Source organism: Streptomyces sp. 4N509B (assembly GCF_052245655.1).
Taxonomy (GTDB): domain Bacteria; phylum Actinomycetota; class Actinomycetes; order Streptomycetales; family Streptomycetaceae; genus Streptomyces.
In genome coordinates this window covers 36,246-61,654 of record NZ_JBQQBZ010000019.1, presented here as the reverse complement: position 1 = coordinate 61,654, position 25,409 = coordinate 36,246, and the positions used below count along the sequence as shown (strand labels likewise).

Sequence of the window (25,409 nt, the reverse complement as noted above, 5' to 3'; positions counted from 1 at the left end):
AGCGCGGCGGACGGAGTTCGGGCAGGGCAGGCGTGGATGCGTGCTGGCTCCCAGAGCGGTCGACGTGGTCGTCGACGGCCAGCGGGCACGTCGAGGGCGGGGGCAGCTGCCGCGACGCGGCTGAACGGGGTCAGCGACCGGCAGGCCAGGCGGAGGAAAACGTACACACAAGAGGGCCGTCTGTAGACGTTTTCCTCCGCTTCCTCCGTTCGCCGACGCTCCCGCTCGCCCCGGACGGTGGCGGCCCCCGCGTCAGCGGCCGTCGGGGACGAGGGCCCGGCGCAGTGGCTCGCGCCAGGTGTCGGTGGCGGGGTCGAAGGCGCCGAAGTCCGTGCCGAACTCCCAGTAGGCCCAGCCGATGCCGAGGCGTTCCGCCTCGCGCCGCACGTGGGCGGTCCAACGGGCGCGGGAGTCCAGGTCCGCCCGTTCGTAGGCGCCGAACTCGCCGAGGAAGAGGGGGACGCCGTGGGCCTTGGCCCAGGCGGCGGCCTCGGCGAGGTCGTCGCTGACGGCGGCGCGTTCGGCGGCGACACGGTCCGCGTCCCCGCGGTCGGCGTCCGCGCCCCAGCTCGTGCCGAGCCACGGCGCGGAGCCCTCCACCCAGTGCGCGCCCTGGTGGGTGAAGGGGAACGGCGCGTAGTAGTGGATGGTGGCCGTCAGGTGGTCGTCGTCGGGCAGTTCGAGCCGGGGGAGGGCGCGGAGGTCGTTCATCTCGGCGGGGCCGACGAGGACGGTGCGGTCGGGGTTGGACTCCCGGACGACGGCGAGGGCCCGGGCGAGGAGGACGTTCCATCGCTCCGGGGTGAGCGCGGCGCGCGGCTCGTTGAGCAGTTCGAAGTGGAGCAGCGCCGGGTCGCGGTCCGCGTAGCGCGGGGCGATCTGGCGCCACAGGGCCAGGAACCGCTCCGCGTGCGCCTCGGGGTCCTCGTGGAGCTCGTGGTAGTGGTGCACGTTGACGATGGTGGTCAGGCCGCGTGCCAGCGCCGCGTCCACGGCGCGGTCGACGCGTTCGGCGAACGCGCGCCGGACGGTGTACGGGGCGGTGGGTGCGGCGTGTGCCGACCAGGCGACGGGCAGCCGGACGGTGTCGAAGCCGGCGTCGCGGATGGCGTCGAGGTACCGCTCGCGCGGCGCGAGGGCGTGGGCGGCGTCGGCGGGGGCGTCCAGGGCGTTGCCGAGGTTCATGCCCCGACGGGCGGACGGTGCGGAGAACAGCGGAGCCATCGTGTCAGCTCCTCGGCAGCGGCGGGGCCACGGCGCCCGAGTCCCACAGCACCTCGTGGACGCGGAACTCACAGGGGTAGTCGCGGGACATGCCGTGGTTGATGACGAGGAAGCCGTCGTCGCCGTCCCGGCAGACGACGCGCCGGCCGACGTTGACGGGGTGGCGCGGCTGGTAGGTCTGGGCGTGCTGCCACAGCGCGGCCATGGCGTCCTCGCGCGTGCCGACGACCTCGCCGATCAGGTCGGCGTTCCAGTGCAACGCCTGCCCCGAGCCCTGCAACTGCCGGACCACCAGTGCCCAACGCGTCATGGGTCCCCCGTGTTCGCGTGCGGCGGCGACGCCCGCGACGCTCACCGCCTCCTGCGGGCCAGCCTCTCACGGCGCCTGCGCAACGCGGCCTGGCGGCGGCGGCTCGCCCGGCGTGCCTGGTACCGCTCCTCGGCGGCGGGGTCGCGGCGTCTGCGAGGCCCGAGGCGCAGCAGCGTCACGACGAGAACGACGATCAGGGCCAGCAGCACGACGCCCAACACGGCCGCCAGCCCGGCGGGCATGTTCTCCAGGTACTCCCAGTCGTCGCTGTCCGGATATCTCCTCGTGGTGACCACCGGCTCCCCCTTCTCTCCACGTTTGCGACCGCACAGGCACCGCAACCCTAGCGATCGCGGCCGCGTCCTTCCCGCCGGCAGCTGAGGGCCGCTCGCCGAGTCGGCACCCGCTCCGGCGCACCCGTCACGATCACACGGACAGGTATCCCAGGATTTCGGACCACTCCGAACGACGCGCTCGACGGCGGGCCGAGGCGGTCGGCAGCGTGGCGGCATGGAGACGGGAAGATCGGCCGTCGGGGCATCCGCCGCGGTCAGGAGTGTCGGGTGGCGTGGGGTGCTGTCGCGGTGGCCGAGCGCGGTCGGGCTGGTGGCGGCCACGGTCATGCTGGTGAGCGGCGTCGAGGCGGAGGGCGTCGCGACGATCGTGTGCGTGGCGGCCCTGTGTTACCTCAGCGCGGCGGCGTTCGAGCGGCCGTGGCTGGCCTGGCCGGGGATTCCGGGCGGCACCGCCGTCGTGGTCGTCAGCGAGGTGGTCGGGCTGGCCTGGTGGGCCGGCGTCGCGGCCGCGGGGGCGGTGCTGGTCGTCGTGGGGCTGGCCACGGGCGCGCCCAGGGTGGCGGTCACCGCGCAGACGCTCGCGTTGGCCGGCTACGGCGGCGTCGCGGTGGCGGCGCTGTTCCTCGCGCCACGGGCCGGGCTGACGCTGGCCGGGCTGGCGCTGGTGGGGCACGCCGTCTGGGACGTCGTCCACTACCGGCGGAACGCGGTGGTGGTCCGTTCGCTGTCGGAGTTCTGCGTGGCGCTGGACCTGCCGCTGGGCGTGGGCGCCGTGGTGCTGGCGGCGACGGGGGCGGTCTGAGCACCGGTCCCAGCCCAGTCGTGAGTCGCGGACCGGGTCGCGGACTGGGTGGCGCGGTAGTGCGACGGGCTGACGCCGTATCGCGCGGTGAACGCCTGGCGCAACGTCTCGGCGGAGGAGAAGCCGCAGCGGGCGGCGATCCGTTCCTGCGAGAGCCGGCTCGTGACGAGCAGGCGCGCCGCCGCCTCGACCCGCGTCAGCCGCACGTAGCGGGCCGGTGTCTGGCCGAGGTGGGCGAGGAACAGGCGGGTCAGGTGACGTTCGCTCACGCCGGCGCGCGCGGCGAGCGCGCCGACCCGCAGGTCGCCGTCGAGGGCGCCACCGATCGTCGCCACCACCCGCCTGACCAGCTCGTTGTCCGGTGGTGGCGCGGTGACGTAGGGACTCATCTGCGCCTGGTTGCCAGGCCGCTGGAGGTAGGTGACCAGGCCACGCGCTACCAGGCGGGCGAGTTCGCCGCCGTGGTCCTCCTCGACGAACGCCAGCGCCAGGTCGAGCGCGCTGGTGACGCCCGCCGCCGTGGTGACGCCGCCGGAGCGGATGTAGAGGGGCGCCGGGTCGACGTCGACCGCCGGGTAGCGGGCGGCGAGCTCGTCGGCGAAGAGCCAGTGGGTGGTGGCGCGCCGCCCGTCGAGCAGCCCCGCCGCGGCGAGGACTGACGCGCCCGTGCAGACCGACGCGACGCGCCGGGAGACACGCGCCAGCCGCCGCACGTGCGCGACGAGCGCGCCGTCGTCGGCCGCCGCCTCGTGCCCCTCCCCGCCGACGACCACGAGCGTGTCCACCGGACCCAGCAGCCGTTCGAGGGAGCCTTGGGGCCGCATCGTCAGCCCTGACTGGCAGACGATCGGGCGGGCGGCAGGGGAGACGACGCGCACCTGGTAGGGCGGGGTGGCGCCGGCGCGGTTGGCGTAGTCGAACGTGGTGGTCAGGCAGGCGATGTCGAGCAACTCGGCGACTGGGTAGCCGACGACCACGGTCGGGTGTTCGCTCACGAGGCGACCGTACTGCCTTCCTTTCGGAGGACATACGGGCTTACGGGCTTACGGGCTTACGGGCTTACGGGCTTACGGGCTTACGGGCTTACGGGCTTACGGGCTTACGGGCTTACGGGCTTACGAGGAGGAAACAGGTCACCGGCCACCATGACGCCATGCGGGTGCTGGTGGCGGAGGACGAACCACGGCTGGCCGACGCGATCGGCGAGTGGCTGCGCGGCGAGGCGCACGCCGTCGACGTCGCCTACGACGGCGCGGCGGCGCTCGAACGCGTCGCCGTCAACGCCTACGACGTCGTCGTGCTCGACCGCGACCTGCCGGGCGTCCACGGCGACGAGGTCTGCCGGGAGGTGCTCGCCTCCCGCGCCCCGACGCGGGTGCTGATGTTGACGGCCGCCGCGAGGGTCGCCGACCGGGTCGCGGGGCTGGGCCTCGGCGCGGACGACTACCTGACCAAGCCGTTCGCCTTCCCCGAGCTGTCCGCCCGCGTGCTGGCCCTGGGCCGCCGGTGCCGGCCGGCCGCCCCGCCCGTGCTGCGGCGCGGCGGCATCGTGCTCGACCAGGCGCGGCGTGAGGTGGTCCGCGACGGGCGGTACGTTCCGCTGGCGCGCAAGGAGTTCGGGGTGCTGGCGGAGTTGCTGCGCGCCGACGGCGGCGTCGTCTCCGCCGAGCAGCTGTTGGAGAAGGTGTGGGACGAGCACGCCGACCCGTTCACCGGCGCCGTCCGGCTCACCGTCCTGAAGCTGCGCCGCAAGCTCGGCGACCCGCCGGTCGTCGAGACCGTCACGGGAGTGGGGTACCGGATCAGGTGAGCCAGGTGAGCCGAAGGAGCCGGGCGAGGGGACGGGTCTCGTTGCGTACGCGGCTGACGCTGATCCACGGCGGTCTGTTCCTGGCCGCCGGGGTCGTGCTGCTCGCCGCCACGTACGTGCTCTTCAACCAGCGGCTCCACGGCGAGTCGGCGCAGTTCACCGCCACCGAGGAGCCCGGCGACGCGACCGGCGACGCGACCGGCGACGCGGCGGGTGGGCCGTCGGCCGAGGCGCCCACCTCGTCGCCGGAGCGGAACACCTCCGTCGTCACCGGGGACGGCGGGGTGCTCACCGGCGACGACGCCACCCGCTGGCTCGCGAACGAGCAGGAAGCCCTCCACGACGCGGCGACCACCTCCCTGCTCACCCAGGGCGGCATCGCGCTGCTCCTCGTCGTCGCCGTCGCCGCCGGCCTCGGCTGGCTGGTGGCCGGCCGGGTGCTGGCCCCGCTGCACCGGGTCACCGACACCGCGCGGCGCATCGCCGCGGCGCCGGCCGCCGACCGCGGCCTGCACGAGCGCATCGCGCTGCGTGGCCCCGACGACGAGGTGAAGGACCTCGCCGACGCCTTCGACACCATGGTCGACCGGCTCGACCGCTCCTTCGACGGCCAGCGCCGCTTCGTCGCCAACGCCTCGCACGAGCTGCGGACGCCGCTGACCCTGGGGCGCGCCCTGGTCGAGATGGCGATGCACCGCCCCACCGCGTCGGTGGACGTCCGGCGGCTCGGGGAGGAGCTGTTGGAGATCAACGACCGACACGAGCGCCTGATCGCGGGCCTGTTGCTGCTGGCCGACGCCGAGCACGCGCTGCCCGAGCGGCGGCCCGTCGACCTCGCCGACATCGCCGCGCACGTCGCCGCGCGGGCCGAGCCGGAGGCGCGCCGGGCCGGGGTCACCCTCCACGAGACGGTCGACGAGGCTCCCACCAGCGGCGACGCGCTCCTCCTCGAACGGCTGGTGCACAACCTCGTGGAGAACGGCATCCGGCACAACACCGTCGCCGAGGGCGGCGGCTGGGTGCGCGTCACGACGGGCCCGCACGACGGGGGCCACGCCGGCGGCGACGGCCGGGTCGACAGCCGCGTCGCGGTGCGGGTGGTCAACACGGGTCCCGTCGTACCGCCGTACGAGATCCCGTCCCTCTTCGAGCCGTTCCGCCGCGCCTCGGCGGCGACGCGGGGGGTGAGGGGCACCGGCCTCGGCCTGTCGATCGTCCGCGCCGTCGCCCACGCCCACGGCGGCGAGGTCACGGCCCTTCCCCGGGACGGCGGCGGCCTCGTCGTGACCGTCACCCTGCCGCGCCATCCGGGCGCCGCGCGGGCGCCACAGGCTCCGGCCCCGACGTCGGCTCCGGCCACCGGCCGGCGCTCGCCCACGAGGTGACCGGTCTCCCGGGCGGCGACGCGCGGGCGGCTACGGTCGTCCCCGTGGAACCGAGACACCGACCCGCGGTGCGGATCGTCTGCCTGGACGCCGCGCACCGCGTCCTGCTGCTGCGCTGGCGTGACCCCTTCGACGGGTCCCTGCTGTGGGAGCCACCAGGCGGCGGCATAGAGCCCGGCGAGTCGCCGCTGGCGGCGGCCCGCCGCGAACTGGCCGAGGAGACCGGCCTCGACCCGGGCGCCGTCCTCGACCGCTCGGTGCCGGTCGACCGCGACGTGTGGTGGAACGGCGTGCGGTACGGCGGTCCCGAGCACTTCTTCCTGGCGCGCTTCGCCGAGGAGAGGCCCTCGCTGACGCGCACCGGCCTCCTGCCGGACGAACAGGCCACGCTGGACACCCACGCGTGGGTGGCGTGGTCGGAGCTGGACGCGGTGCCCGACCGGCTGGAGCCGCCGGAGCTGCCGGCGGTGCTCCGCGCTCTCGTGCCGAGCGGCCCGTGGCGGGACGCCGACGAGGCATGACCGGCGACCGTCCCCCGGCGGTGGCATGGCCGCGACCGTCGCCCCGCCGCGTCCGAGATAGCCTGACCGCGCAGGTTCGCTAAGGTTCGGCCCGCCGCCCACACAGTCCGGCGGGTCCCGCCAGGAGGTCGTACGCCATGCCCCGCACACCCGTCACCGTCACCGTCACCGGCGCCGCTGGCCAGATCGGCTACGCGCTGCTGTTCCGCATCGCCTCGGGCCAGCTGCTCGGTCCTGACACGCAGGTGCGACTGAAGCTGCTGGAGATCACGCCGGCTCTCGGCGCCGCCGAGGGCACCGCCATGGAGCTCGACGACTGCGCGTTCCCCCTGCTGGCCGGCATCGACATCACCGACGACCCGGCCACCGCCTTCGACGGCACCAACGTCGCGCTGCTCGTCGGCGCCCGCCCCCGCACCAAGGGCATGGAGCGCGGTGACCTGCTGGAGGCCAACGGCGGCATCTTCAAGCCGCAGGGCCAGGCCATCAACGACCACGCCGCCGACGACGTCCGCGTCCTCGTCGTGGGCAACCCGGCCAACACCAACGCCCTGATCGCCCAGGCCGCCGCGCCCGACGTGCCGGCCGAGCGCTTCACCGCCATGACCCGCCTCGACCACAACCGCGCGCTGACGCAGCTCGCGAAGCGGACCGGCACCCCCGTCAGCGAGATCCGCCGCCTGACCATCTGGGGCAACCACTCCGCCACCCAGTACCCGGACATCTTCCACGCCGAGGTCGCCGGCCGGAACGCCGCCGAGGCCGTGGGCGACGAGAAGTGGCTGGCGGAGGACTTCATCCCCACCGTCGCCAAGCGCGGCGCCGCCATCATCGAGGCGCGCGGCGCCTCCTCGGCCGCCTCCGCCGCCAACGCCGCCGTCGACCACGTCCACACCTGGGTGACGGGCACCCCCGAGGGCGACTGGACCTCCATGGCCATCCCCTCCGACGGCTCCTACGGCGTGCCCGAGGGCCTCATCTCCTCCTTCCCCGTCACCTGCGCGGACGGCACCTACTCGATCGTGCAGGGCCTGGAGATCAACGAGTTCTCCCGCCCCCGCATCGACGCCTCGGTGAAGGAGCTCCAGGACGAGCGCGACGCGGTCCGCTCGCTGGGGCTGATCTGACCCGCACGTCACCTCACGACACCTCACGTCATGGGCCACACCCGGCGTACGCTCCACGCCCTCGCGACGCTCCCGCTGCTCCTCGCCGCCACCGCCTGCTCCATGCTGGCGGAGGCGGAGGAGGAGCCGTCGGGGGCGGCGGGCGACTTCGAGATGGTCGTCCTCGCCATGCCCGACTGGACCGGTGGCCAGGCCACGGCCGCCGTCGCCGCCCACGTGCTGGAGAACGAGCTCGACGTCCCCGTCGAGCTGCGCCGGGGCGACCAGGAGACCTCCTGGGACCAGCTCGCCAGCGGCGGCGTCGACGCGATCCTGGAGGACTGGGGCGCGCTGCCCGACCGGCGCGAGCTCTACGTGGAGCGGAAGGGGAACGTCACCGACGCCGGCCCGCTCGGCATCACCGGCGGCGTCGGCTGGTACGTGACCCGTCAGTTCGCCGAGGCGCACCCGGAGGTGCTCCACGCCGAGAACCTGAACGCCTTCGCCGACGACCTCGACGGTGAACTGCTCCACGCGGACCCGTTCTACGCCACCCGCGACGAGGAGATCCTCGACGAACTGGGGCTCGACCTCCGGCCGGTGGCGGTCGGCAGCGAGGAGGCGCTGCTGACGGAGGTCACGCGCTCCAGCCTGGTGGGCACCCCGACGCTCACGTACCTGTGGGAGCCGCACTGGGTCTTCACCGAGGCCGACCTCACCGAGGTCGAACTGCCGGACCCGCAGGCCGCGTACTACCCCGACATCGAGCTGAGGAAGTACCTCAACACCTACTTCCTCGACCACGGCGGTCAGGCCGCCGCGTTCCTGCGGGACTTCACGTTGACGGCGAGCGAGCAGAACGCCGTGGCCCGCCTCGTCGCCGAGGAGGGGTACACGCCGCGCGCCGCCGCCGAGGAGTGGGCCAGCCACCATCCAGAGCGGGTCCAGGAGTGGCTGAACGCGGACGGCCAGGCCCTGGGCGGCTAGTCCCGGGGAGGCGTGCCGATCCGTAGCCGGTTGCCGTCAGGGTCGCGCAGCTCGAACTCACGCCCCCACGGCACGTCCCGCGCCTGTTCGCCGAACGCGGCGGCGAGGGCGTCGACGTCGCGCACGCGCAGGTAGACCAACGTGTCCGGGCGGGCGTCGCCCTCGTGCTCCGACAGGAACAGCCGCACGCCGCCCCGCGCGACCTCGACGAACGCGGGCAGGCCCGGCTCGAAGCGGTGCTCCCACTGCTGGGTGAAGCCCAGTCGCTCGTACCACCCGACCGCCGCGGCAGCGTCCGCGACGCGGAGGATGGGGATCGCCTCCTCGTTCACGCGCCCCATCGTCGCAGACGCTCCTGACGGGCGACCACGGCCGGTTCGGCACACACGGAACCCACGGACACGCGCGGAACCCACAGACACGCACGGAACGCACGGAACCCACGGAACGCACGGAGAGGAGCAGAGACCGCATGACGTCGCAGGTGGACGGGTTCGTCGTGGTCACCGGAGGCCCGGGGTCCGGGAAGAGCACGTTGCTCGACCATCTCCAGCGGGCGGGCTACGCCCGTTCCCAGGAGGCGGGTCGGGGCGTCATCCAGGACCAGACGGCCATCGGGGGCCGCGCGCTGCCGTGGAAGGACCGTGAGCTCTTCGCCGAGCTGATGCTCGGCTGGGAGCTGCGCTCCTACCGCGACGCGGCACGGCTGACGGGACCCGTCCTCTTCGACCGCGGCGTCCCCGACATCGTCGGCTACCTCCGCCTCGAGGGCCGGCCCGTCCCCGCCCACCTCCACGCGGCGGCCGAGACGTTCCGCTACCACCGGCGGGTGTTCCTCGCCCCGCACTGGCCCGAGATCTACGAGCGCGACGCCGAACGCAGGCAGTCCGAGGCCGAGGCGGAGCGCACCCACGACGTCATGGTCACGACCTACACCGAGTACGGCTACGAGCTGGTGCCTCTCCCCCGCGCGCCGGTGGCCGAGCGCGCCCGGTTCGTCGCCAACCACCTCCGCGAGCTGTCGGGCAGCTCTTGACGGCTGTCCCGCCTGGGGCGTGTCCTCACGTGATCCCCTGTGATGGATCGCGGTGGGGCCGCGAGCGGCCGGATGACCGGATGATCCCAGACGGGATCGTGTGGACGTTCCGGACCGGGGGTGTTCATCCCTTGACGGCGCCGGCGAGGAGAGCCCGGACGAAGTACCGCTGCAGGACGAGGAACACGACCACGGTGGGGGTCATGATCAGCAGCGCGCCGGCGCACAGGAGCACGATGTCGGTGCTGTGTTCGCCCTGGAACGCGCCGAGCGCTCCTGCCATGGTGCGCTTGGCGGGGTCGTCGACGAGCACGACGGCCAGGAGGAACTGGTTCCAGGCATTGATGAACTGCAGCAGCCCGAGGGTGGTCAGCGCGGGGACCGCCAGCGGCAGGTGCACGTTCCAGAAGAGTCTCCAGCCGTTGGCGCCGTCGACGCGTGCGGCGTCGGTGAGGTCCTGGGGCATGTTCGCGAAGTGGCCGCGCATCCAGAAGACACCGAAAGGGACGAACAGCCCGATCAGGGGGAGCACGATGGCGAGGCGGGTGTTGAGAAGGTCCAGCGACTGCATCTGGTGGTAGAGCGGGATCACGGTGGACTCGAACGGAATGGCCAGTCCCAGAAGGATCAGCACGTACAGGGCCGCCCCGCCGGGAAGCTTGAGGTGACCCAGACCGAAGCCGGCCATGGTGCAGATCAGCAGTGAGGCCGGCACGACGCCGAGGACGATGAGAGTACTGGACTTGAGGAGCACCTCGACGTTGGCCTGGTCCCAGGCGAGGGAGAAGTTGCCCCAGTGCGGGTCCTCGGGCCACGTCAGGCCGGAGGGTTGGGAGCCGGGCGCGTGCAGCGCGGTGACGAACATCGATACGAGCGGAACGATGGTCAGAACCATCATCAGCAACAGCATCAGGGTGCTGTTGGTTCGTCGGGCTCGGCTGGTGATCATCGCGACGTCCGGTTGAGTAGTTGAATGGGCAGAGCGACGACGAACACCAGCAGGAGGAGCACCACGGCCAGGGCCGAGGCGAGGCCGACGTTGTTCTCGGTGAATGCGAGCCGAACGATCTGGACCCCGGGCACCATGGTGGAGTAGCCGGGTCCGCCCTGGGTGGCGATGTAGACGATGTCGAAGCTCGCCAGGGCGGCGATGGTGGTCACTGAGAGCGCCACGGTGATCTCGTGGCGCAGGTTGGGCAGGGTGACGGCGAAGAACTCCCTGACCGGCCCGGCTCCGTCGAGTTGGGCGGCTTCGTACAGGGCCGGCTCGATCCGCGCGATCCCGGACAGCATCAACACGGTGCAGAAGCCGGTGGCGACCCAGCAGCCGATGAGACCGACGGCGGGCAGCGCGGTGCCGAAGTCGCCCAGCCACCCCCGGGTCAGATGGCCGAGGCCCACCCAGCCAAGGGCTTGGTTCACCAGTCCGTCCTGGGCGTAGAGCCAACGCCAGGCGATCGCGGCGCCGACCAGGGGGATGATCTGGGGCAGGAACAGCACCGTGCGGGCCACGGTGGTGAACCGGCCCTCCTTCAGGCCGCGCAGCAGCGCTCCGATCAGAAGGCCGAGGGCGACCGGGACGAAGCTGAAGAAGATCACCAACTGGAAGGCGTGCAGGACCGACCCGTACAGCTGGGGATCGTTGAACACCGTGGCGAAGTTGCGAGTCCCGACCCACGTGGCGGCGCCGATGCCGTTCCAGTCGTAGAAGGAGTAGCGCACCGTCTGGGTCAGCGGGTAGAGCACGAATCCGGCGTACATGACCAGAGCCGGAAGCACCCACAGCAACCCGAGCCACCGTGCGCCGCGGCGTCTGCGGGAGACCCGTCGTGCGAGAACACCGTGGTGTTCCGCCGCGGCCTGGGCCGAGGCCGGGCTAGTTGCCGAGGTCGGACTCATACTCGGCCTGGAGGTTGGCGATGTACTCCGCGGGCGTGACACTGCCGCTGACGAGGAACTGCGTCTGGGGGTTGAGGGTCGCACTGAGCATTCCCGGGGTTGCATTGGCAAGGAAGTCGATCAGGGTGTCCTGCTCGCTGGCGGCGGCGAACGCCTCAAGCGTCTGTGACAACACGCTGTCACGGGGGGCTTCGGGGACCGGCAGGTCGGTGCTGCCACCGGGTGCGAGCCCGGCCTGGTCGACCTGGATCTGGCGTCCCTCCTCGGAGGTGTTGGCCCAGTTCAGGAACGCGGCCGCCTCGTTCGGATGCTCGGCTGCCTCGGGGATCACCAGACCGTTGGGCGCCGACATCGCATAGCGTGGGTCACCGGAGGTCTCGGCCGGGAACAGCACGAACCCCACCTTCCCGGCCATGTTCTGGTCCATCGCGCCGGCCAGCCAGCCCCCTTGGTAGAGGAACAGGGCGTTGCCCTCGAACCAGGTGCCCAGGGCCTGCTCGTCATCGATGGAGAGCAGGTCCTCGGGGTAGTAGCCCGCCTCGACCCACTCCTGCACGGTGCTGGCGGCCGCGACGGTCTCCGGGGTCTGGATGCTCGCCTCCGGGGCGTTGCCGACCCAGGCCGAGACCTCCCCGGCGGCGCCGTAGGCGTGCATCAGCGCCTGCAGCACGAAGGTGCTGTCGCCCGAGGCCATCATCGGGATCTTTCCGGCCGCGGCGGCGTCATCCATCGCCGCGACCAGTTCCTCGATCGTCTCCGGCGGCGCCTCCATGCCGATCTGTTGAGCCAGGTCGGTGTTGTAGTAAAGGCCGGAGAGCTGGAAACCGATCCCGACGCCGTACAACGACCCTTCGCCGCGCTGGCGGCCGTCGTCGGAGACTCGCAGCTGCTCGAGTTGGCTCTCGGGCCACTGGTCCCACCCGTAGGCATCGGCGTACTCGTCGAGGTTCAGCAACAGTTGGTCCTTGACCGCGTCACCCGGCGCGGGCAACCGCAGCAGGTCCGGGGGGTTCTCTGCGGCCAGGTACCGGGGGGCGTTCTGCTGCAGCGTGGCGAAGTCCTCGGTGGTCACGTCGACCGTGACCGAAGGCTCGGCTTCCTCGAACCCGGCGGCCAGGGCTCTCCACAGCGCCTCCTGGTCGGCGTTGACCCGCATGGTGAGCGTCACCGGGTCCGGGCCGACCGTGGTGCTGATGTCGCTGGGGGTGGTGTCTCGATCGGTCGCGGAGCCGGGATTTCCACAGCTCGCCGTCGCCACCAGGCCAGCGACCAGCACACCAGTCCCCCACCAGGACCGACGCAATCGAGAGGGTCGAACACGCATCGCTAGCTCCCTTCACCGAAGAGTTACCTACTGATCACTCAGTAGAAACAAGGTGAGCCTACTGACTGCTCAGTTGGCTGTCTAGAATGTGTGTGGACCGATCAGTCTCGGCAGTTCAGGAGGCCCACGATGTCCACCCAACTCGAGCCGGAACGCAAGAGGCCCACCGCCAAGGGCGCCGCCCGACGCGCGATGCTCATCGAAGCTGCCGCGACCTTCGTCGCCCGCAACGGATCCCGAGGCACCAGCCTGGCCCAGATCGCCGAGGCTGCCGGGGTCTCCCAGGCTGGGCTGATCTACCACTTCCACACCAAGGAAGAGCTGCTGCACGCGGCCCTGGACCTCCGCGACGAGGCCGAGGAGTACCTGGCCTGGCCAGAAGAGGAGAATCCCGGCCTGGCGGCGTTGGACATCATCGCCACCGCGATCGGGAACTGGTCCGAGCAACCAAGCCATGTCGGAATGCACACCGTGCTCGTCGCCGAGAACGCCGCTCAGCAGGGGACCCCGATGCACGCCCGCCTGACCACCCGGTACCAGGCGGGCGTCTCCCGGCTCGCCGCCGCGCTCGAGCAGGCCCAACAGGCCGGCGACGTACGCCGCGACGTGGATCCACACCACAAGGCGATGGAGATTCTGGCGTTCATCAACGGTCTGGAGACCGCCTGGTTGATGGATCCCGAGATGCCGGCCAAGGCGATCGCGAAGCAGTGGCTCGCTGACCAGAAGGCGGCCCTGCGACCCGGATGATCCGACAGCGGACACCGGGCCACCCCCCAAGCACCTCCCGGTCCCGCACCTGAGGGGCGATGGCCCGTGGGTCACACACGGGGTTTGGGGACGGGGAGCCAGTCCAGGACGGTCTGAAGGTGGTGGTCCCAGTAGGACCACTCGTGGGCGCCCTCATCGAAGATCGAGGTGACATCGATCCCCACCTCCCGAGCGGTCCTGCAGAACAGCACGTTCTCCTCGTACAGCGGGTCCTGGGCGCCACAGCAAACGAAGAGGTCCGGCGGCGCGACCGACCGGGAGGGCGCCCGCCGGATCAGCCACATCAGGTCGTCCTCGGTCTCGACCACCGACCGGTGGTCGAAGATCTTGTCCCACAGCCGGCTCTCCAGCGGGCCCGTGGACACAGGTGCGGTTCGCTGGGCAACACCCATGGCCCCGGACATGCTGGCCGCCGCCGCGAACAGCTCGGGATGACGCAGGGCCCACTTGAACGCTCCATAGCCGCCCATCGACAACCCCGCGACGAAGGTGTCCGCGCGATGGTCCGAGAGTCGGAACAACCGGCGCGCGGTGGCCAACACCTCTTCGGTCAGGTAGGTCCAGTAGTCGCCGCCGTGGGCCTCGTCGGTGTAGTAGCTGCGGTGCACCTGAGGCATCACGACCGCCAGGTCCCGCTCCCGGGCATAGCGCTCCAACGAGGTCATGCGCGTCCACATCGAGTCGTCGTCGCTGAGCCCGTGCAACAGGAACAGCGTCGGATAGCCGTCCACCGGGACCGGAACGTCCGGCAACAGCACCGTCATCGACGTGCCGAGTTCCAGCACCTCGGAACGAAAGTTGCAGAGCAGCTTGGTCATGGTGATCGCCATCGTGTGTCCTCGATCGAAGTGAAACCGACTGACTACACAGTAAGTTATGTGTCAAGACGGCGAGAGCCCGACCTGGGGCGGCTGGACGACCTGATGGTCCTGAACGGGAATCTGTGGAAGGTCCGGGCCCGGGACGGCCTGGCGGGAGACATGCCGGAGCGGTACGGCTCCTGGGCCGCGCCGGCCGTCCACTGGCCCTCGTCAGCCACAGCGGCCGGCCGCCAGCCTCTGACCGGCAGGCCCATATGCAGCGCGGCGGAAGTGGAACGGTGCGTCAACCACCCGAGGCAACGGCGCGGCGTCGTCAGCCGCCACGACAGGACCGCCGAGTCATCCGAAGCAGACGTCACCCCCGCGTCCCTGCCGATGTGGGCGTGACAACGCGCAGCCGCGCCGGTCCTGGACGCTTATCGAGTGCCTGGCCGCCGTTTCCCGTCGACGCGGACGCGCGGGCAGGATCGCGCTCCTCTCGAGCGGCGCCGTCCCCGTCGTCTCCGGTGCGCCGTGGCGATCGTCGACTACGTCGAACGCTGTGAACGGCCCGCCCGCTCCGACGCCCGCGAGACGGCGTTGGGTTCCGTGGCTGGCGCGACGCCACCGCGGGACGGTCCGAAGGTCTTCCGTGAGGCGCGCCCTGACGGCTGTGCCGCGCTCCCCGACGGGCTCGCGACACCCGTCCCCGTCAGCCGGCGGAGAACCGCAGCAGGTCGTTGAGGAACGGCACCGAGACCAACGGGTCGGGCTGCGCCATCAACGTCAGCAGGACGACGACCCCGCCCAGCACCCCGTAGGTCAGCACGTCGGTCGTCCGGGACCGGACGGCCAGCATGCCGACCTCCGGCAGCCACATCCGCAGCAGCGCCGCCACCAGCAGCGTGCCGCCGACGATCAGCAGACCGACGCGGAAGCTGCCGAGAGTCACCAGCAGGCCGGTGAGGGTGGCGGCCAGCACGCCGAGCAACGGCCACTGCCGCACCGGCGCGGGCGCGCTGCCCGGGGCGGTGCGGCGCCCGCCCTCCGGCCGGGCCGTGCCGCGCGTGGGGAAGCGCTCGGCGGACGGCACCCCGCTCACCCCTCGCCCGCCTCGGCGGCCACCGCCGCCTCCGCGGCCTCGACGACGTTCTGGAGCAGCATCGCCCGCGTCATGGGGCCGACGCCGCCGGGGTTCGGCGACAGCCAGCCGGCGACCTCGGCCACCGCCGGGTGCACGTCGCCCACGATCCGCCCGCTCTCGTCGCGGCTGACGCCGACGTCCAGCACGGCCGCGCCGGGCCTGACGTCCTCCGGCTTGACCAGGTGCGGCACGCCGGCCGCCGCCACGACGATGTCCGCGCTCCGCAGGTGCTCGGCCATCTCCCTGGTGCCGGTGTGCACCTGGGTGACGGTGGCGTTCTCGCTCCGGCGCGTCAGCATCAGCGGCAGGGAGCGCCCGACCGTCACGCCGCGCCCGATCACCACCACGTGCGCGCCGGCGATCTCCACGCCGTGGCGGCGCAGGAGCGTGATGATGCCGTTGGGGGTGCAGGGCAGCGGGCCCGGCTCGTTGAGGACGAGGCGGCCGAGGTTCGTGGGGTGCAGGCCGTCGGCGTCCTTGGCCGGGTCGATCAGCGCCAGCACCCGGTTGACGTCGATGCCCCTGGGTAGCGGGAGCTGGACGAGGTACCCGGTGCAGGCCGGGTCGTCGTTGAGCTCGCGCACCACGGCCTCGATCTCCGCCTGCGTGGCGGACGCGGGCAACTCCCGCTGAATGGAGGCGATCCCCACGGCGGCACAGTCGCGGTGCTTGCCCGCCACGTACTTCCGGCTGCCGACGTCGTCTCCGACGAGCACCGTGCCCAGGCCGGGCGTTCGCCCGCGCGACGCCAGGGCGGCCACACGGCCGGTCAGCTCGGCCTTGATCGCGGCCGCCGTGGCCTTGCCATCGAGAATCTGCGCGCTCATGGGGCCTATCCTCCCGGATACGGCCCGCCGCGGGCCAATCAGCCCACCCACGTCGGCTCAGGTCCGTGAAAACCACCACAGTTCGGAAAGGACGGTACGTCGCCATGGCCGCGAGCAACTCGCCCGGGGACGCGCCCCGCGACCGCCAGGGAAACCAGGGAAAGACACCAGCCACCGCGCACACCTCCCCCGGCAACCCGGGAGAGATGCCCAGCCAGGTCCGGACGGCGCGCGTGCTGTCGTTCGCCGCCTCCGGGCTGGTGCTGCTGACGGGCCTGCTCTACACGGGCCTGGCGCTCGGCGATCCCGACGAGGTGGAACGGACCTACGGCGTGGAGTCCGAGGCGTTGGGCGTCCTCGGGGTCATCATGCTGGCCCACGGCGGCAGCGGCGTCGGCCTGGCGCTGCGCTACAGCACGGGTGGGTCCGGCATCCGCGTCGGCTCGCTGGTGTGGGGCGGGCTCGCCGTCGCCATCGGTCTCGGGACGGTGCCGCTCGGGCTGGTGACCGTGGTGCTCGGCACGTTGGCGGTCTGGAACCTGACGCGCGCCCCGAGCCGCACCTGGTTCGAGCGTCCGCGCCTCTGAACGCGCCCCGTACCCCCGAACGAGCGGCAGAGCGCGGCGGAGTGTGGTGGAAACGCTACACAGCGGGTAGATGCGAGGAAGGCGACAAACGCGACAGGCGTGATCGTCGCGAGCGTCGCCACCGGTCACGCCCGTAGCGCAGGAGCGGAGTAGACGCATGAAGGCACGCCGGCTCGCGGTGATCCTCCTCACGCCCACGGTCCTGCTGGCCTGCACTCAGCAGACCGACACCTCCTCCGACGACGGCGCCGTGCAGGAGAGCGGCGGGACGGGCGACGAGGACGGCGGGAGCGGTGAGGGCGAGGAGGGCGGGGAGCCCGCCTCGACCGTGCCGAACGTCCCCGACGCCGAGACCGCCCGCGCGGAGCTCGACGCCCTCGCCGTCGAGTCCGAGGGCCCGATGACCGACTACGAGCGGGAGCTCTTCCCGCACTGGTCGGAGGAGGGCGAGTGCTCCGTCCGGGAGACCGTCCTCGCGCGCGACGGCGTCGACGTCGTCGCGGGATCCGACTGCTACCCCACCTCGGGCGAGTGGCACAGCCCGTACGACGGGGAGGTGCTCGACGTCGCCGCCGAGGTGGACATCGACCACATGGTCCCGCTGGCGGAGGCGTGGCGCTCGGGCGCCGCCGAGTGGACCACGGACCGCCGCGAGGAGTTCGCGAACGACCTGGCGAACCCTCAGCTGATCGCCACGAGCGCCACCTCCAACCGCTCCAAGGGCGACCAGGACCCGGCCGACTGGCAGCCGACCGTGGAGACGTACCACTGCGCCTACGCTCGCATGTGGATCCGGTCAAAACACGTGTGGGAGCTGTCCGTTGACACGGACGAGCGAACCGCGCTGGAGGCGATGCTCGACACCTGCTGAACTGCCGGCATGAACGACGCCAGGCGGCCAGCCGCCGACTCCCCCGGTACCGGCTCCACCGACACCGACTCCCCCGACACCGGCTCTCCTGACGCCCCCGTCTCCGACCGCCACACCGTGTTCTCGCCGCCGCGCGGCGGCGTCATGACGGCGGAGGTCGGCGTCATCACGGGCGAGCTGGAGCTCCACACGACGGCCGACCCGAAGGACGGCGGCCTCACGCTGCGCGTCCGCTACGCGGGCGCCGCCGAGTGGTACACCGCGCCCGGCGGCCCGTACCGCCTCCACGACCCGCGCGACCACGAGGTGGTCCACGACGTCCTCGTGAACCTCCTCCACCGCGACCAGCCGTGACGGCGCGGCCGGCCGCGGCCGAGCGAGGCGGACCGCCGACGCGGCCCGCCTCGGCGGCGCCTCAGTGGAAGAAGTGCCGCGTCCCCGTCAGGTACATGGTGACGCCCGCCGCGCGGGCCGCCTCGATGACCGCCTCGTCGCGGACCGAGCCGCCGGGCTGGGCCACGGCACGCACGCCCGCCTCGGTCAGGACCTCGAGGCCGTCGGGGAAGGGGAAGAACGCGTCGGAGGCGGCGTACGAGCCGCGGGCCCGCTCGGCGCCGGCGCGCTGCACCGCGAGGCGCGCGGAGTCGACGCGGTTGACCTGGCCCATGCCGACGCCGACGGTGGCGGTGTCCTTGGCCAGCAGGATCGCGTTGGACTTCACCGCGCGGCAGGCGCGCCAAGCGAAGGCCAGCTCGGCGAGCTCGGCCGGGGGCAGCGGCTCGCCGGCCACCAGCCGCCAGGCGCCCGGGTCGTCGCCCTCGGCCTGGAGGCGGTCGGCGACCTGCACCAGCGCGCCGCCGTCGATGCGCCGCTGCTCGCGCACGGCGCGGGGCGGGGTGGGGCAGCGCAACACGCGGATGTTCTTCTTGCGGGCCAGCACGTCGACGGCGCCGTCCTCGTAGTCCGGGGCCACGATGACCTCGGTGAAGATCTCGGCGACCTGTTCGGCCATGGCGACGGAGACCGGGCGGTTGACGGCGATGACGCCGCCGTAGGCGGAGAGCGGGTCGCAGGCGTGCGCCCTGCGGTGGGCCTCGGCGACGTCCTCGCCGAGGGCGATGCCGCAGGGGTTGGTGTGCTTGACGATCGCGACGCAGGGCCGGTCGTCGGCGGCGTGGTCGTGGGCGGCGCGGTGGGCGGCCTCGGTGTCGACGTAGTTGTTGTACGACATCTCCTTGCCGTGCAGCTGCTCGGCGGCGGCCAGGCCCGTGCCGCTGCCGTCGCCGTAGAGCGCGGCGGGCTGGTGCGGGTTCTCGCCGTAGCGCAGCACCCGGTCGAGGGTGAGGGCGCCGCCGATGAACGCGGGGAAGGCCGCCCCGGCCCCGCCGGCCTCACCGGTCTCACCGGCCTGCTCGGCGGTCTGCTCGGCGAACCAGGTGGCGACGGCCGCGTCGTACTCCGCGGTGTGGCGGAACGCGGCGGCGGCCAGCCGGGCGCGCGCCGGGAGGTCGAAGCCGCCGTCGGCCGCGGCGGCCAGCGCCTCCGCGTACCGGGCGGGGTCGACGACGACGGCCACCGAGGCGTGGTTCTTCGCCGCGGCCCGCACCATGGCGGGGCCGCCGATGTCGATCAGCTCCACGCACTCCTCGGGCGAGGCGCCGGAGGCGACGGTCTCGCGGAAGGGGTAGAGGTTCGCGACCAGCAGCTCGAACGGCGCGACGCCGAGTTCCTCGATCTGCGCGAGGTGCTCGGTCCGACGGGTGTCGGCGAGCAGCCCGGCGTGGACGCGGGGGTGGAGGGTCTTCACCCGGCCGTCGAGGCACTCGGGGAAGCCGGTCAGCTCCTCGACGGCCGTCACGGGAACCCCGGCGGCGGCGATCGTCGCGGCCGTGGAGCCGGTGGAGACCAGCTCGACCCCGGCCTCGTGGAGGCCGCGCGCCAGCTCGGCCAGTCCGGTCTTGTCGTAGACGCTGATCAGGGCCCGGCGAATCGGCCGCTTCGTCGTCTCGGTCACGGGATACAGACCTTTCGTCCCTCGATGGTGTAGCCGTCGCGGGCGAGGCGTCCCACGACCTCGACGAGCATCTCCCGCTCGACGTGCTTGATCCGCTCGTGGAGGCTGCCCTCGTCGTCGTCCTCGCGCACCTCGACCGCGCCCTGGGCGATGATCGGGCCGGTGTCCACACCGGCGTCGACGACGTGGATGGTGCAGCCGGTCACCTTCACGCCGTGTGCGAGGGCGTCGCGCACGGCGTGTGCGCCGGGGAAGCTCGGCAGCAGCGCGGGGTGGGTGTTGACGATGCGCCCGCCGAAGCGGGCGAGGAAGTGGGGGCCCACGATCTTCATGAACCCGGCCGAGACCACGAGGTCGGGCTCGTGCGCCGCGACCGCCTCGGTGAGCGCGCGGTCCCACTCCTCGCGGTTGGCGTGGTCGGCGACCCGTTGGACGAACGCCGGCAGGCCGGCCCGCTCGGCGCGCCGCAGCCCCTCGATGTCGCCCCGGTCGGCCCCGACGGCGACGATCTCGGCGCCGTAGGCCGCGGCTCCCCGCTCGGCGACGGCGTCGAGCAGCGCCTGGAGGAGACTGCCGGAACCCGAGACGAGGACGACGATGCGGGCAGGGGGCACGGCGGGGTCTCTCTCTCGTCTGGCCGGGGAGCGCTCGCCACGATACCGGCCGGCCGGGCGGCGGAGGCTGGCCGGCCCGTCGGCGAGGGGGCGCCCCCGTGTACGGTCGAAGCAGGCGGCACCGCGTTCCCACGGCGATCCCACGGCGATCCCCTCCCCTCCGGGACCACGGACGCGGGCCTTACTGAGGAGACGCGACGAGCGAGATGACCGACCGACGCCGCAGCGAGGAGGACAACCCCTTCGCTCCGCCCCCCGAGGGGCAGCCCGACCAGCCCTGGCGACCGCGTTACCCGGACCAGCAGCGGCCCGAGGACGCCTCCGGCCGTCAGGAGGGCCGGGGCGACGACGGCGGGTCCGGCGAGGACGGCAGGCCGGGTCAGCGTTCGCGGTGGGGAAGCCAGTGGAGCAGGCGGCAGCCGCGGCGGCAGAACGGCGGCTTCGGCGACCCGCCGCCGTCGCCCTCGGGCCGCAACGGCGACCGCGACCGCGACCGGAACCGCGGCGGTGACCGCGACCGTGACCGGGACCGCGGCGGAGACCGCGACGGCGGCTTCGGCGCCCGTCACCGCTGGGACCCGAGCGATCCGGCGCAGCGGCACGCCAGGTACGCCGTGATGGCGGGCCTGTGGGGCATTCTCGCCGCGGGGCCGCTGGGCTGGCTGGAGGTCGGGCTGCTGCTGGGCGCCCTCGCCATGTACTGGGGCATCAGCGCGCTGCGCGGCGGCCCCCGGCAGGTCGACGGCGGCCGGGACGACGCCCGGCGCGAGCGGCTCGTAGCGCAGCTGGAGGGGCGGAGCCCGCAGGGTTCGGACTCCGCCGCGCCGGGGCCCGAGGCGCCGGGGTCCCAGCCACCGGGATCGCAACCGCCGGGGTCCCAACCGCCGGGCGCTCCGGCTCCGGGGGCGCAGGCACCGGGGTGGGCGCCTCGTGGCGGCGCGGCCGGCGCGGCGGGGGCCGCGGGCGCGGGGCGGAAGGAGCGTCCGCAGTTCGCGGCGGCGGTGGCCGGGATCGTGCTGGCGGCGTCCTCGCTGGCCATCGCGGCCGGGGCGTACACGCTCCAGTTCGTCTACAAGGACTACTACGACTGTGTCGCGGACGCGCTGACCACGCCGGCGCGCGAGACCTGTGAGCAACATCTCCCGAGCGAGATGCGTCGGTTCCTGACCGAGCCGAGCTGACACCCGTCCGGTTCTCGACCGGACAGCTGTTTCTTCCTGACCGCTTTGCACAGATAGCCCGTTTTCGGGTCGGCGTCGGCCAGCATGGCCCCCATGAGCCGACTGTCGACCGTGGAGACCGCCCCCACGAGGGCGACCCTCACCGACGGCGCCGCGACGGACGGCGCCGTGGCGGCGTTCGACGCGCTCTACGCGCGGCACGTCGAGTCGCTGACGTGCCACACCTTCCTGCTCTGCGGCCGACTCGAACCGGCGCGGCGCGCGGTCCGGCGCGCCTTCCAGCGGGCGTGGGAGCGGTGGCCCGAGGTGGCGTCCCACCCCGACCCGGTGGGGTGGGTGCGGGCGGCGGCCTGCGCCCACGCGATGCCGCCCTGGCGCCCCGCCGGCAACCGGCACGGCTCGCGCTCGTGGGCGCGCGCGGCCGCGCGCGCGTATCCGGGGCGGCTGCTGGACCGGGCGCTGTTCGAGGCGCTGCTGAGCCTTCCGCCCTGCAACCGCCGTGCCCTGGTGCTGCACGACGTCGTCGGCCTCGACCTGGCGAGGACGGCGGCGGAGATGGAGTCCAGCGTGGGCGCGGCGGCACGGCGCGTGACGCGGGCGCGGGAGGAGCTGGCGGCGTGGGTGCCACGGCTCGCGGAGACCCACCCCGAGCGGCGCGGCCCCGTGCTGCGCGAGCTGCTGGTGCGGCTCGCGGCGGCGCCGGAGCCGGCCCGCGTGCCGCCCGCCCACCGCGTCAGGGAGGCGAGCGAACGCGCCACCCGCGCGCTGACCTGGGCGGCGGTGGCGTTCGTGGCGCTGGTGCTGGGTGTGCTGCTGACGGCGGCCCTGCGCGGCTGACCGCCGAGCCGGCCCGCTGATCGCCGTTGATCAACGGGACGGGCCGGCGTTCGGGCGGACGTCGGGACCTGGACGGTCGTCAGGCGGCCGTCAGGATCTCGCGGGCGAGGCGGGCGGTCTCGGAGGGGGTCTTGCCGACCTTCACCCCGGCGGCCTCCAGCGCCTCCTTCTTGGCCTGGGCAGTGCCGGAGGAGCCGGACACGATGGCGCCCGCGTGGCCCATGGTCTTGCCCTCGGGCGCGGTGAAGCCCGCCACGTAGCCGACGACGGGCTTGGTGACGTTCTCCTTGATGTAGGCCGCGGCCCGCTCCTCGGCGTCGCCGCCGATCTCGCCGATCATCACGATCAGCTCGGTCTCCGGGTCGGCCTCGAAGGCGGCCAGCGCGTCGATGTGGGTGGTGCCGATCACCGGGTCGCCGCCGATGCCGACGCAGGAGCTGAAGCCGATGTCGCGCAGCTCGTACATCATCTGGTACGTCAGCGTGCCGGACTTCGAGACCAGGCCGATGCGGCCCGGCTTGGTGATGTCGGCCGGGATGATGCCGGCGTTGGACTGGCCGGGGGAGATCAGCCCCGGGCAGTTCGGGCCGATGATGCGGGTGAGGTTGCCCTTCGCCTGGGCGTGGGCCCAGAAGGCGGCGGTGTCGTGGACGGCGATGCCCTCGGTGATCACGACGGCGAGCGGGATCTCGGCGTCGATGGCCTCGATGACGGCGGCCTTGGTGAACTTCTCCGGCACGAAGATCACGGTGACGTCGGCGCCGGTGGCGTCGATCGCCTCCTTGACGGTGCCGAAGACCGGCACCTGGGTCCCGTCGAAGTCGAGCGTCTGGCCGGCCTTGCGGGGGTTGACGCCGCCGACGATGGTGGTGCCGGAGGCGAGCATGCGGCGGGTGTGCTTCTGGCCCTCGGAGCCGGTCATCCCCTGGACGATGACCCTGCTCTCCTTGGTGAGGAAGATAGCCATGGTGTGTCTCGGTGTCCTTCTGTCCTGTCCGGCTGTCTGTCCGGGTCCTGGTCCTCGTCCGTGCCTTACTTGGCCGCCAGCTGGGCGGCGCGCTCCGCGGCGCCGTCCATCGTGTCCACCTGCTCGACCAGCGGGTGGTTGGCGTCGGTGAGGATCTTCCGGCCGAGCTCCGCGTTGTTGCCGTCCAGCCGCACGACCAGCGGCTTGCTGACCTCCTCGCCACGGGACGCGAGCAGCTCCAGGGCCTGGACGATGCCGTTGGCGACGGCGTCGCAGGCGGTGATGCCGCCGAAGACGTTGACGAAGACCGAGGTGACGTCCGGGTCGCCGAGGATGATCTCCAGACCGTTGGCCATCACCTCGGCGGAGGCGCCGCCTCCGATGTCGAGGAAGTTGGCGGGCTTCACGCCGCCGTGGGCCTCGCCGGCGTAGGCGACGACGTCGAGGGTGCTCATGACGAGGCCGGCGCCGTTGCCGATGATGCCGACCGAGCCGCCCTCCAGCTTGACGTAGTTGAGGCCCTTGGCCTTGGCCGCCGCCTCCAGCGGGTTGGCCGCGGCCTTGTCCTCCAGCGCGGCGTGGTCCGGCTGGCGGAACTCGGCGTTGGCGTCGAGGGACACCTTGCCGTCGAGCGCGAGGACACCGCCGTCGGCGGTCTTGACCAGCGGGTTCACCTCGACGAGGAGGGCGTCCTCCGCGGTGAACACGGTCCACAGCTTCTGGAGGACGTCCACCACGGCGTCGGCGACCTCGGCGGGGAAACGGGCCGCGGTGACGATCTCTCGGGCCTTCGCCTCGGTCACGCCCTCGATCGCGTCCACCGGGATCCGGGCGAGCGCCTCGGGCTTGGTCGCGGCGACCTCCTCGATGTCCATGCCGCCCTCGACGGAGGCCATGGCCAGGAAGGTGCGGTTGGTGCGGTCGAGGAGGTAGGAGACGTAGTACTCCTCGGCGATGTCGGCGGTCTGGGCCAGCATGACCTTGTGGACCGTGTGGCCCTTGATGTCCATGCCGAGGATCTGCCCGGCCTTGACGACGGCGTCCTCCGGGTCGGCGGCGAGCTTCACGCCGCCCGCCTTGCCTCGTCCACCGGTCTTGACCTGCGCCTTGACGACCGCGCGACCACCGAGTCGCTCGGTCGCCGCGCGTGCCGCCTCCGGCGTGTCGATGACTTCACCGGCCAGCACCGGTACGCCATGCTTGGCGAAGATGTCCCTCGCCTGGTACTCGAACAGGTCCACGCGCGTCCGTCCTCACTCAGTGAATTCGCGGGGTGTGATCTCGCGGTTCGATGTCTGCGTGTCGCATGGGCGTGCCGCGTGGCCGCGTGCGGGCCTGGCGAGCGGTTGCGCGAGGAACCGGAGCGTGGCACGCGGCATGTCCGGAGTGCAGCGTAACGGGGCAGCACCGGAGGGGATAAATCGCCCCCCGTCCCCGGCGCGGTGAAACCTGTCACACCGGCTCTGAGCAGGAACGGAGCGTGACAGAGCGCGACGGAGCCCGTCCGAACCGGGCACCCGTTCGGCCGGCCGGACCGGGGCGGCACGCCACACCCGCGGGCCCGTCCGGTCGCTCCAGTCGGCCGGCCCACGTCACCCGGGACCCGGGGGGCACCCCCCGACCCCGGCGCCGGGAAGCGCCGCGCGGCGGCGGCCGCCCTCGGCCACGGCCCGCGAGGCGGCGGACGCCCTCCCGCACCGAAGACTGAGAGAGCACCGCAACGCCAGGCCGCGCGGGCCCGGCGGGCTTCCCGGGGTCGCGGCGTCAGGCCCAGCGCTCCCGTAGCCCCCGCACAGGACGGCGCCCCGGGCGAAGCGTCGCCCCCGGTCGCGGACCGCGCAACGGCAGGGCGCCATGCGGCGGAGTTCGACGGACCGCGAAGCGGCAGGCACGCTCCCGCGCCGCGCGGCGCGGTGCGTGGACACCCCCGGGGCGGAGGCCGCGAGAGCGCCACAACGCCAGGCCGCGTGGACCCCGGCAGGCTCCCCGGGGTCGCGGCGCCAGGCGCAGCGCTCTTCCGGGCCCCTACGGGGATGACCGGAGGCGCCCCCCGGAAGGGGATCGTTCCCGGGCAAGGACCGCGATGCGGCGGGGGT

The 25,409-nt window shown here is 72.9% G+C and carries 28 protein-coding genes; 13 read left to right on the top strand and 15 right to left on the bottom strand.

What is annotated here, in order from left to right; translation table 11 throughout:
- Window positions 1-252: 252 nt before the first annotated feature.
- The 3 genes from ACTWP5_RS18465 to ACTWP5_RS18455 are packed head-to-tail and all read right to left on the bottom strand — an operon-like array spanning window position 253 to window position 1,830.
- Window positions 253-1,224, bottom strand: a complete 972-nt coding sequence (locus tag ACTWP5_RS18465; RefSeq protein WP_443222096.1) for a glycoside hydrolase family 5 protein — start codon at window positions 1,222-1,224, stop codon at window positions 253-255.
- A gap of 4 nt (window positions 1,225-1,228) precedes the next feature.
- On the bottom strand, window positions 1,229-1,534 hold the full coding sequence (locus tag ACTWP5_RS18460) for a hypothetical protein (protein WP_443222095.1): 306 nt from the start codon (window positions 1,532-1,534) through the stop codon (window positions 1,229-1,231).
- 41 nt (window positions 1,535-1,575) lie between these two features.
- Window positions 1,576-1,830, bottom strand: a complete 255-nt coding sequence (locus ACTWP5_RS18455; protein ID WP_443222094.1) for a hypothetical protein — start codon at window positions 1,828-1,830, stop codon at window positions 1,576-1,578.
- Between the two features lie 214 nt (window positions 1,831-2,044).
- Here ACTWP5_RS18455 and ACTWP5_RS18450 point away from each other — a divergent pair, with 214 nt between their 5' ends.
- On the top strand, window positions 2,045-2,632 hold the full coding sequence (locus tag ACTWP5_RS18450; protein WP_443222093.1) for a hypothetical protein: 588 nt from the start codon (window positions 2,045-2,047) through the stop codon (window positions 2,630-2,632).
- Here the strand turns inward: ACTWP5_RS18450 and ACTWP5_RS18445 are convergent.
- Complete coding sequence (locus tag ACTWP5_RS18445) at window positions 2,524-3,627, bottom strand: GlxA family transcriptional regulator (protein ID WP_443222092.1); 1,104 nt, start codon at window positions 3,625-3,627, stop codon at window positions 2,524-2,526. The genes ACTWP5_RS18450 and ACTWP5_RS18445 overlap by 109 nt on opposite strands.
- A 158-nt stretch (window positions 3,628-3,785) precedes the next feature.
- Between ACTWP5_RS18445 and ACTWP5_RS18440 the strand changes: the two genes are divergently transcribed.
- The 5 genes from ACTWP5_RS18440 (at window position 3,786) to ACTWP5_RS18420 (ending at window position 8,441) form a co-directional block, all read left to right on the top strand.
- The gene (locus ACTWP5_RS18440) at window positions 3,786-4,442 is read left to right on the top strand and encodes a response regulator transcription factor (protein ID WP_443222091.1); all 657 of its coding nucleotides are present in this window, start codon (window positions 3,786-3,788) and stop codon (window positions 4,440-4,442) included.
- A 5-nt stretch (window positions 4,443-4,447) separates the two neighbouring features.
- A complete protein-coding gene (locus ACTWP5_RS18435; protein ID WP_443222090.1) occupies window positions 4,448-5,827 on the top strand; it encodes a sensor histidine kinase in 1,380 nt (459 codons plus the stop codon).
- A gap of 44 nt (window positions 5,828-5,871) precedes the next feature.
- Window positions 5,872-6,348, top strand: a complete 477-nt coding sequence (locus tag ACTWP5_RS18430; RefSeq protein ID WP_443222089.1) for an NUDIX hydrolase — start codon at window positions 5,872-5,874, stop codon at window positions 6,346-6,348.
- Window positions 6,349-6,485: 137 nt separating this feature from the next.
- Window positions 6,486-7,475, top strand: coding sequence for a malate dehydrogenase (locus ACTWP5_RS18425; RefSeq protein WP_443222088.1), 990 nt, complete (start codon window positions 6,486-6,488; stop codon window positions 7,473-7,475).
- Between the two features lie 30 nt (window positions 7,476-7,505).
- Window positions 7,506-8,441: a glycine betaine ABC transporter substrate-binding protein gene (locus tag ACTWP5_RS18420; RefSeq protein WP_443222087.1), complete on the top strand. Its 936-nt coding sequence runs from the start codon at window positions 7,506-7,508 to the stop codon at window positions 8,439-8,441.
- Here ACTWP5_RS18420 and ACTWP5_RS18415 read toward each other — a convergent pair.
- Window positions 8,438-8,773 (bottom strand): bleomycin resistance protein, encoded by a 336-nt coding sequence (locus ACTWP5_RS18415; RefSeq protein ID WP_443222086.1) that lies wholly within the window; start codon window positions 8,771-8,773, stop codon window positions 8,438-8,440. The two genes, ACTWP5_RS18420 and ACTWP5_RS18415, sit on opposite strands and share 4 nt — an antisense overlap.
- 140 nt (window positions 8,774-8,913) lie before the next feature.
- Here ACTWP5_RS18415 and ACTWP5_RS18410 point away from each other — a divergent pair, with 140 nt between their 5' ends.
- Window positions 8,914-9,477 (top strand): AAA family ATPase, encoded by a 564-nt coding sequence (locus tag ACTWP5_RS18410; RefSeq protein WP_443222085.1) that lies wholly within the window; start codon window positions 8,914-8,916, stop codon window positions 9,475-9,477.
- A 124-nt stretch (window positions 9,478-9,601) separates the two neighbouring features.
- Here the strand turns inward: ACTWP5_RS18410 and ACTWP5_RS18405 are convergent, their stop codons facing one another.
- The 3 genes from ACTWP5_RS18405 to ACTWP5_RS18395 form a co-directional block, all read right to left on the bottom strand.
- Window positions 9,602-10,426 (bottom strand): carbohydrate ABC transporter permease, encoded by an 825-nt coding sequence (locus ACTWP5_RS18405; RefSeq protein ID WP_443222084.1) that lies wholly within the window; start codon window positions 10,424-10,426, stop codon window positions 9,602-9,604.
- Window positions 10,423-11,238, bottom strand: coding sequence for a carbohydrate ABC transporter permease (locus ACTWP5_RS18400; RefSeq protein WP_443222083.1), 816 nt, complete (start codon window positions 11,236-11,238; stop codon window positions 10,423-10,425). Before ACTWP5_RS18400 ends, ACTWP5_RS18405 begins: the two co-directional genes overlap by 4 nt.
- A gap of 115 nt (window positions 11,239-11,353) precedes the next feature.
- On the bottom strand, window positions 11,354-12,652 hold the full coding sequence (locus ACTWP5_RS18395; protein ID WP_443222082.1) for an ABC transporter substrate-binding protein: 1,299 nt from the start codon (window positions 12,650-12,652) through the stop codon (window positions 11,354-11,356).
- A gap of 177 nt (window positions 12,653-12,829) precedes the next feature.
- On the opposite strand from ACTWP5_RS18395, the gene ACTWP5_RS18390 reads away from it, so the two are divergent.
- Entirely contained in the window at window positions 12,830-13,450 is a 621-nt protein-coding gene (locus ACTWP5_RS18390) for a TetR/AcrR family transcriptional regulator (RefSeq protein ID WP_443222081.1), read from the top strand.
- Between the two features lie 71 nt (window positions 13,451-13,521).
- Here the strand turns inward: ACTWP5_RS18390 and ACTWP5_RS18385 are convergent, their stop codons facing one another.
- From ACTWP5_RS18385 to ACTWP5_RS18375, 3 genes are all read right to left on the bottom strand, one after another.
- Window positions 13,522-14,301 carry an alpha/beta hydrolase gene (locus ACTWP5_RS18385; protein ID WP_443222080.1) on the bottom strand — a complete coding sequence of 260 codons (780 nt, stop codon included), beginning with the start codon at window positions 14,299-14,301 and terminating at the stop codon, window positions 13,522-13,524.
- A gap of 682 nt (window positions 14,302-14,983) precedes the next feature.
- A complete protein-coding gene (locus tag ACTWP5_RS18380) occupies window positions 14,984-15,373 on the bottom strand; it encodes a DUF3017 domain-containing protein (protein ID WP_443222079.1) in 390 nt (129 codons plus the stop codon).
- Complete coding sequence (locus ACTWP5_RS18375; protein ID WP_443222078.1) at window positions 15,370-16,242, bottom strand: bifunctional methylenetetrahydrofolate dehydrogenase/methenyltetrahydrofolate cyclohydrolase; 873 nt, start codon at window positions 16,240-16,242, stop codon at window positions 15,370-15,372. Before ACTWP5_RS18375 ends, ACTWP5_RS18380 begins: the two co-directional genes overlap by 4 nt.
- 104 nt (window positions 16,243-16,346) lie before the next feature.
- Between ACTWP5_RS18375 and ACTWP5_RS18370 the strand changes: the two genes are divergently transcribed.
- The 3 genes from ACTWP5_RS18370 to ACTWP5_RS18360 all read left to right on the top strand — a co-directional run bounded on the left by ACTWP5_RS18370 (window position 16,347) and on the right by ACTWP5_RS18360 (window position 18,054).
- Window positions 16,347-16,829, top strand: a complete 483-nt coding sequence (locus tag ACTWP5_RS18370) for a hypothetical protein (protein ID WP_443222077.1) — start codon at window positions 16,347-16,349, stop codon at window positions 16,827-16,829.
- A gap of 157 nt (window positions 16,830-16,986) precedes the next feature.
- Entirely contained in the window at window positions 16,987-17,700 is a 714-nt protein-coding gene (locus ACTWP5_RS18365; protein ID WP_443222076.1) for an HNH endonuclease family protein, read from the top strand.
- A 9-nt stretch (window positions 17,701-17,709) separates the two neighbouring features.
- Window positions 17,710-18,054: a hypothetical protein gene (locus tag ACTWP5_RS18360; protein WP_443222075.1), complete on the top strand. Its 345-nt coding sequence runs from the start codon at window positions 17,710-17,712 to the stop codon at window positions 18,052-18,054.
- Between the two features lie 61 nt (window positions 18,055-18,115).
- Here the strand turns inward: ACTWP5_RS18360 and purH are convergent, their stop codons facing one another.
- Entirely contained in the window at window positions 18,116-19,714 is a 1,599-nt protein-coding gene (purH, locus tag ACTWP5_RS18355) for a bifunctional phosphoribosylaminoimidazolecarboxamide formyltransferase/IMP cyclohydrolase (protein ID WP_443222074.1), read from the bottom strand.
- On the bottom strand, window positions 19,711-20,328 hold the full coding sequence (gene purN / locus ACTWP5_RS18350) for a phosphoribosylglycinamide formyltransferase (RefSeq protein WP_443222073.1): 618 nt from the start codon (window positions 20,326-20,328) through the stop codon (window positions 19,711-19,713). The genes purH and purN overlap by 4 nt, the downstream gene beginning before the upstream one ends.
- Window positions 20,329-20,534: 206 nt before the next feature.
- Here purN and ACTWP5_RS18345 point away from each other — a divergent pair, with 206 nt between their 5' ends.
- Both ACTWP5_RS18345 and ACTWP5_RS18340 read left to right on the top strand, forming a co-directional pair.
- Window positions 20,535-21,509, top strand: a complete 975-nt coding sequence (locus tag ACTWP5_RS18345) for a hypothetical protein (RefSeq protein ID WP_443222072.1) — start codon at window positions 20,535-20,537, stop codon at window positions 21,507-21,509.
- Window positions 21,510-21,602: 93 nt separating this feature from the next.
- Window positions 21,603-22,346, top strand: coding sequence for a sigma factor-like helix-turn-helix DNA-binding protein (locus ACTWP5_RS18340; protein ID WP_443222071.1), 744 nt, complete (start codon window positions 21,603-21,605; stop codon window positions 22,344-22,346).
- Window positions 22,347-22,425: 79 nt separating this feature from the next.
- On the opposite strand, the gene sucD is transcribed toward ACTWP5_RS18340, so the two are convergent.
- Window positions 22,426-23,313 (bottom strand): succinate--CoA ligase subunit alpha, encoded by an 888-nt coding sequence (sucD, locus tag ACTWP5_RS18335; protein WP_443222070.1) that lies wholly within the window; start codon window positions 23,311-23,313, stop codon window positions 22,426-22,428.
- A gap of 65 nt (window positions 23,314-23,378) precedes the next feature.
- Window positions 23,379-24,554, bottom strand: a complete 1,176-nt coding sequence (gene sucC, locus ACTWP5_RS18330; RefSeq protein WP_443222069.1) for an ADP-forming succinate--CoA ligase subunit beta — start codon at window positions 24,552-24,554, stop codon at window positions 23,379-23,381.
- Window positions 24,555-25,409: the final 855 nt, after the last annotated feature.

What these genes read in the sequence shown, in the direction of transcription:
- ACTWP5_RS18405 (WP_443222084.1), bottom strand. Translation starts at nt 10,426, where the DNA reads ATGATCACCAGCCGAGCCCGACGAACCAACAGCACCCTGATGCTGTTG.
- sucD (WP_443222070.1), bottom strand. Translation starts at nt 23,313, where the DNA reads ATGGCTATCTTCCTCACCAAGGAGAGCAGGGTCATCGTCCAGGGGATG.
- ACTWP5_RS18360 (WP_443222075.1), top strand. Translation starts at nt 17,710, where the DNA reads ATGAACGACGCCAGGCGGCCAGCCGCCGACTCCCCCGGTACCGGCTCC.
- ACTWP5_RS18385 (WP_443222080.1), bottom strand. Translation starts at nt 14,301, where the DNA reads ATGGCGATCACCATGACCAAGCTGCTCTGCAACTTTCGTTCCGAGGTG.
- ACTWP5_RS18340 (WP_443222071.1), top strand. Translation starts at nt 21,603, where the DNA reads ATGAGCCGACTGTCGACCGTGGAGACCGCCCCCACGAGGGCGACCCTC.
- ACTWP5_RS18375 (WP_443222078.1), bottom strand. Translation starts at nt 16,242, where the DNA reads ATGAGCGCGCAGATTCTCGATGGCAAGGCCACGGCGGCCGCGATCAAG.
- ACTWP5_RS18400 (WP_443222083.1), bottom strand. Translation starts at nt 11,238, where the DNA reads ATGTACGCCGGATTCGTGCTCTACCCGCTGACCCAGACGGTGCGCTAC.
- ACTWP5_RS18450 (WP_443222093.1), top strand. Translation starts at nt 2,045, where the DNA reads ATGGAGACGGGAAGATCGGCCGTCGGGGCATCCGCCGCGGTCAGGAGT.
- ACTWP5_RS18465 (WP_443222096.1), bottom strand. Translation starts at nt 1,224, where the DNA reads ATGGCTCCGCTGTTCTCCGCACCGTCCGCCCGTCGGGGCATGAACCTC.
- ACTWP5_RS18390 (WP_443222081.1), top strand. Translation starts at nt 12,830, where the DNA reads ATGTCCACCCAACTCGAGCCGGAACGCAAGAGGCCCACCGCCAAGGGC.
- ACTWP5_RS18410 (WP_443222085.1), top strand. Translation starts at nt 8,914, where the DNA reads ATGACGTCGCAGGTGGACGGGTTCGTCGTGGTCACCGGAGGCCCGGGG.
- ACTWP5_RS18420 (WP_443222087.1), top strand. Translation starts at nt 7,506, where the DNA reads ATGGGCCACACCCGGCGTACGCTCCACGCCCTCGCGACGCTCCCGCTG.
- ACTWP5_RS18425 (WP_443222088.1), top strand. Translation starts at nt 6,486, where the DNA reads ATGCCCCGCACACCCGTCACCGTCACCGTCACCGGCGCCGCTGGCCAG.
- ACTWP5_RS18370 (WP_443222077.1), top strand. Translation starts at nt 16,347, where the DNA reads ATGGCCGCGAGCAACTCGCCCGGGGACGCGCCCCGCGACCGCCAGGGA.
- ACTWP5_RS18365 (WP_443222076.1), top strand. Translation starts at nt 16,987, where the DNA reads ATGAAGGCACGCCGGCTCGCGGTGATCCTCCTCACGCCCACGGTCCTG.
- ACTWP5_RS18345 (WP_443222072.1), top strand. Translation starts at nt 20,535, where the DNA reads ATGACCGACCGACGCCGCAGCGAGGAGGACAACCCCTTCGCTCCGCCC.
- ACTWP5_RS18460 (WP_443222095.1), bottom strand. Translation starts at nt 1,534, where the DNA reads ATGACGCGTTGGGCACTGGTGGTCCGGCAGTTGCAGGGCTCGGGGCAG.
- ACTWP5_RS18440 (WP_443222091.1), top strand. Translation starts at nt 3,786, where the DNA reads ATGCGGGTGCTGGTGGCGGAGGACGAACCACGGCTGGCCGACGCGATC.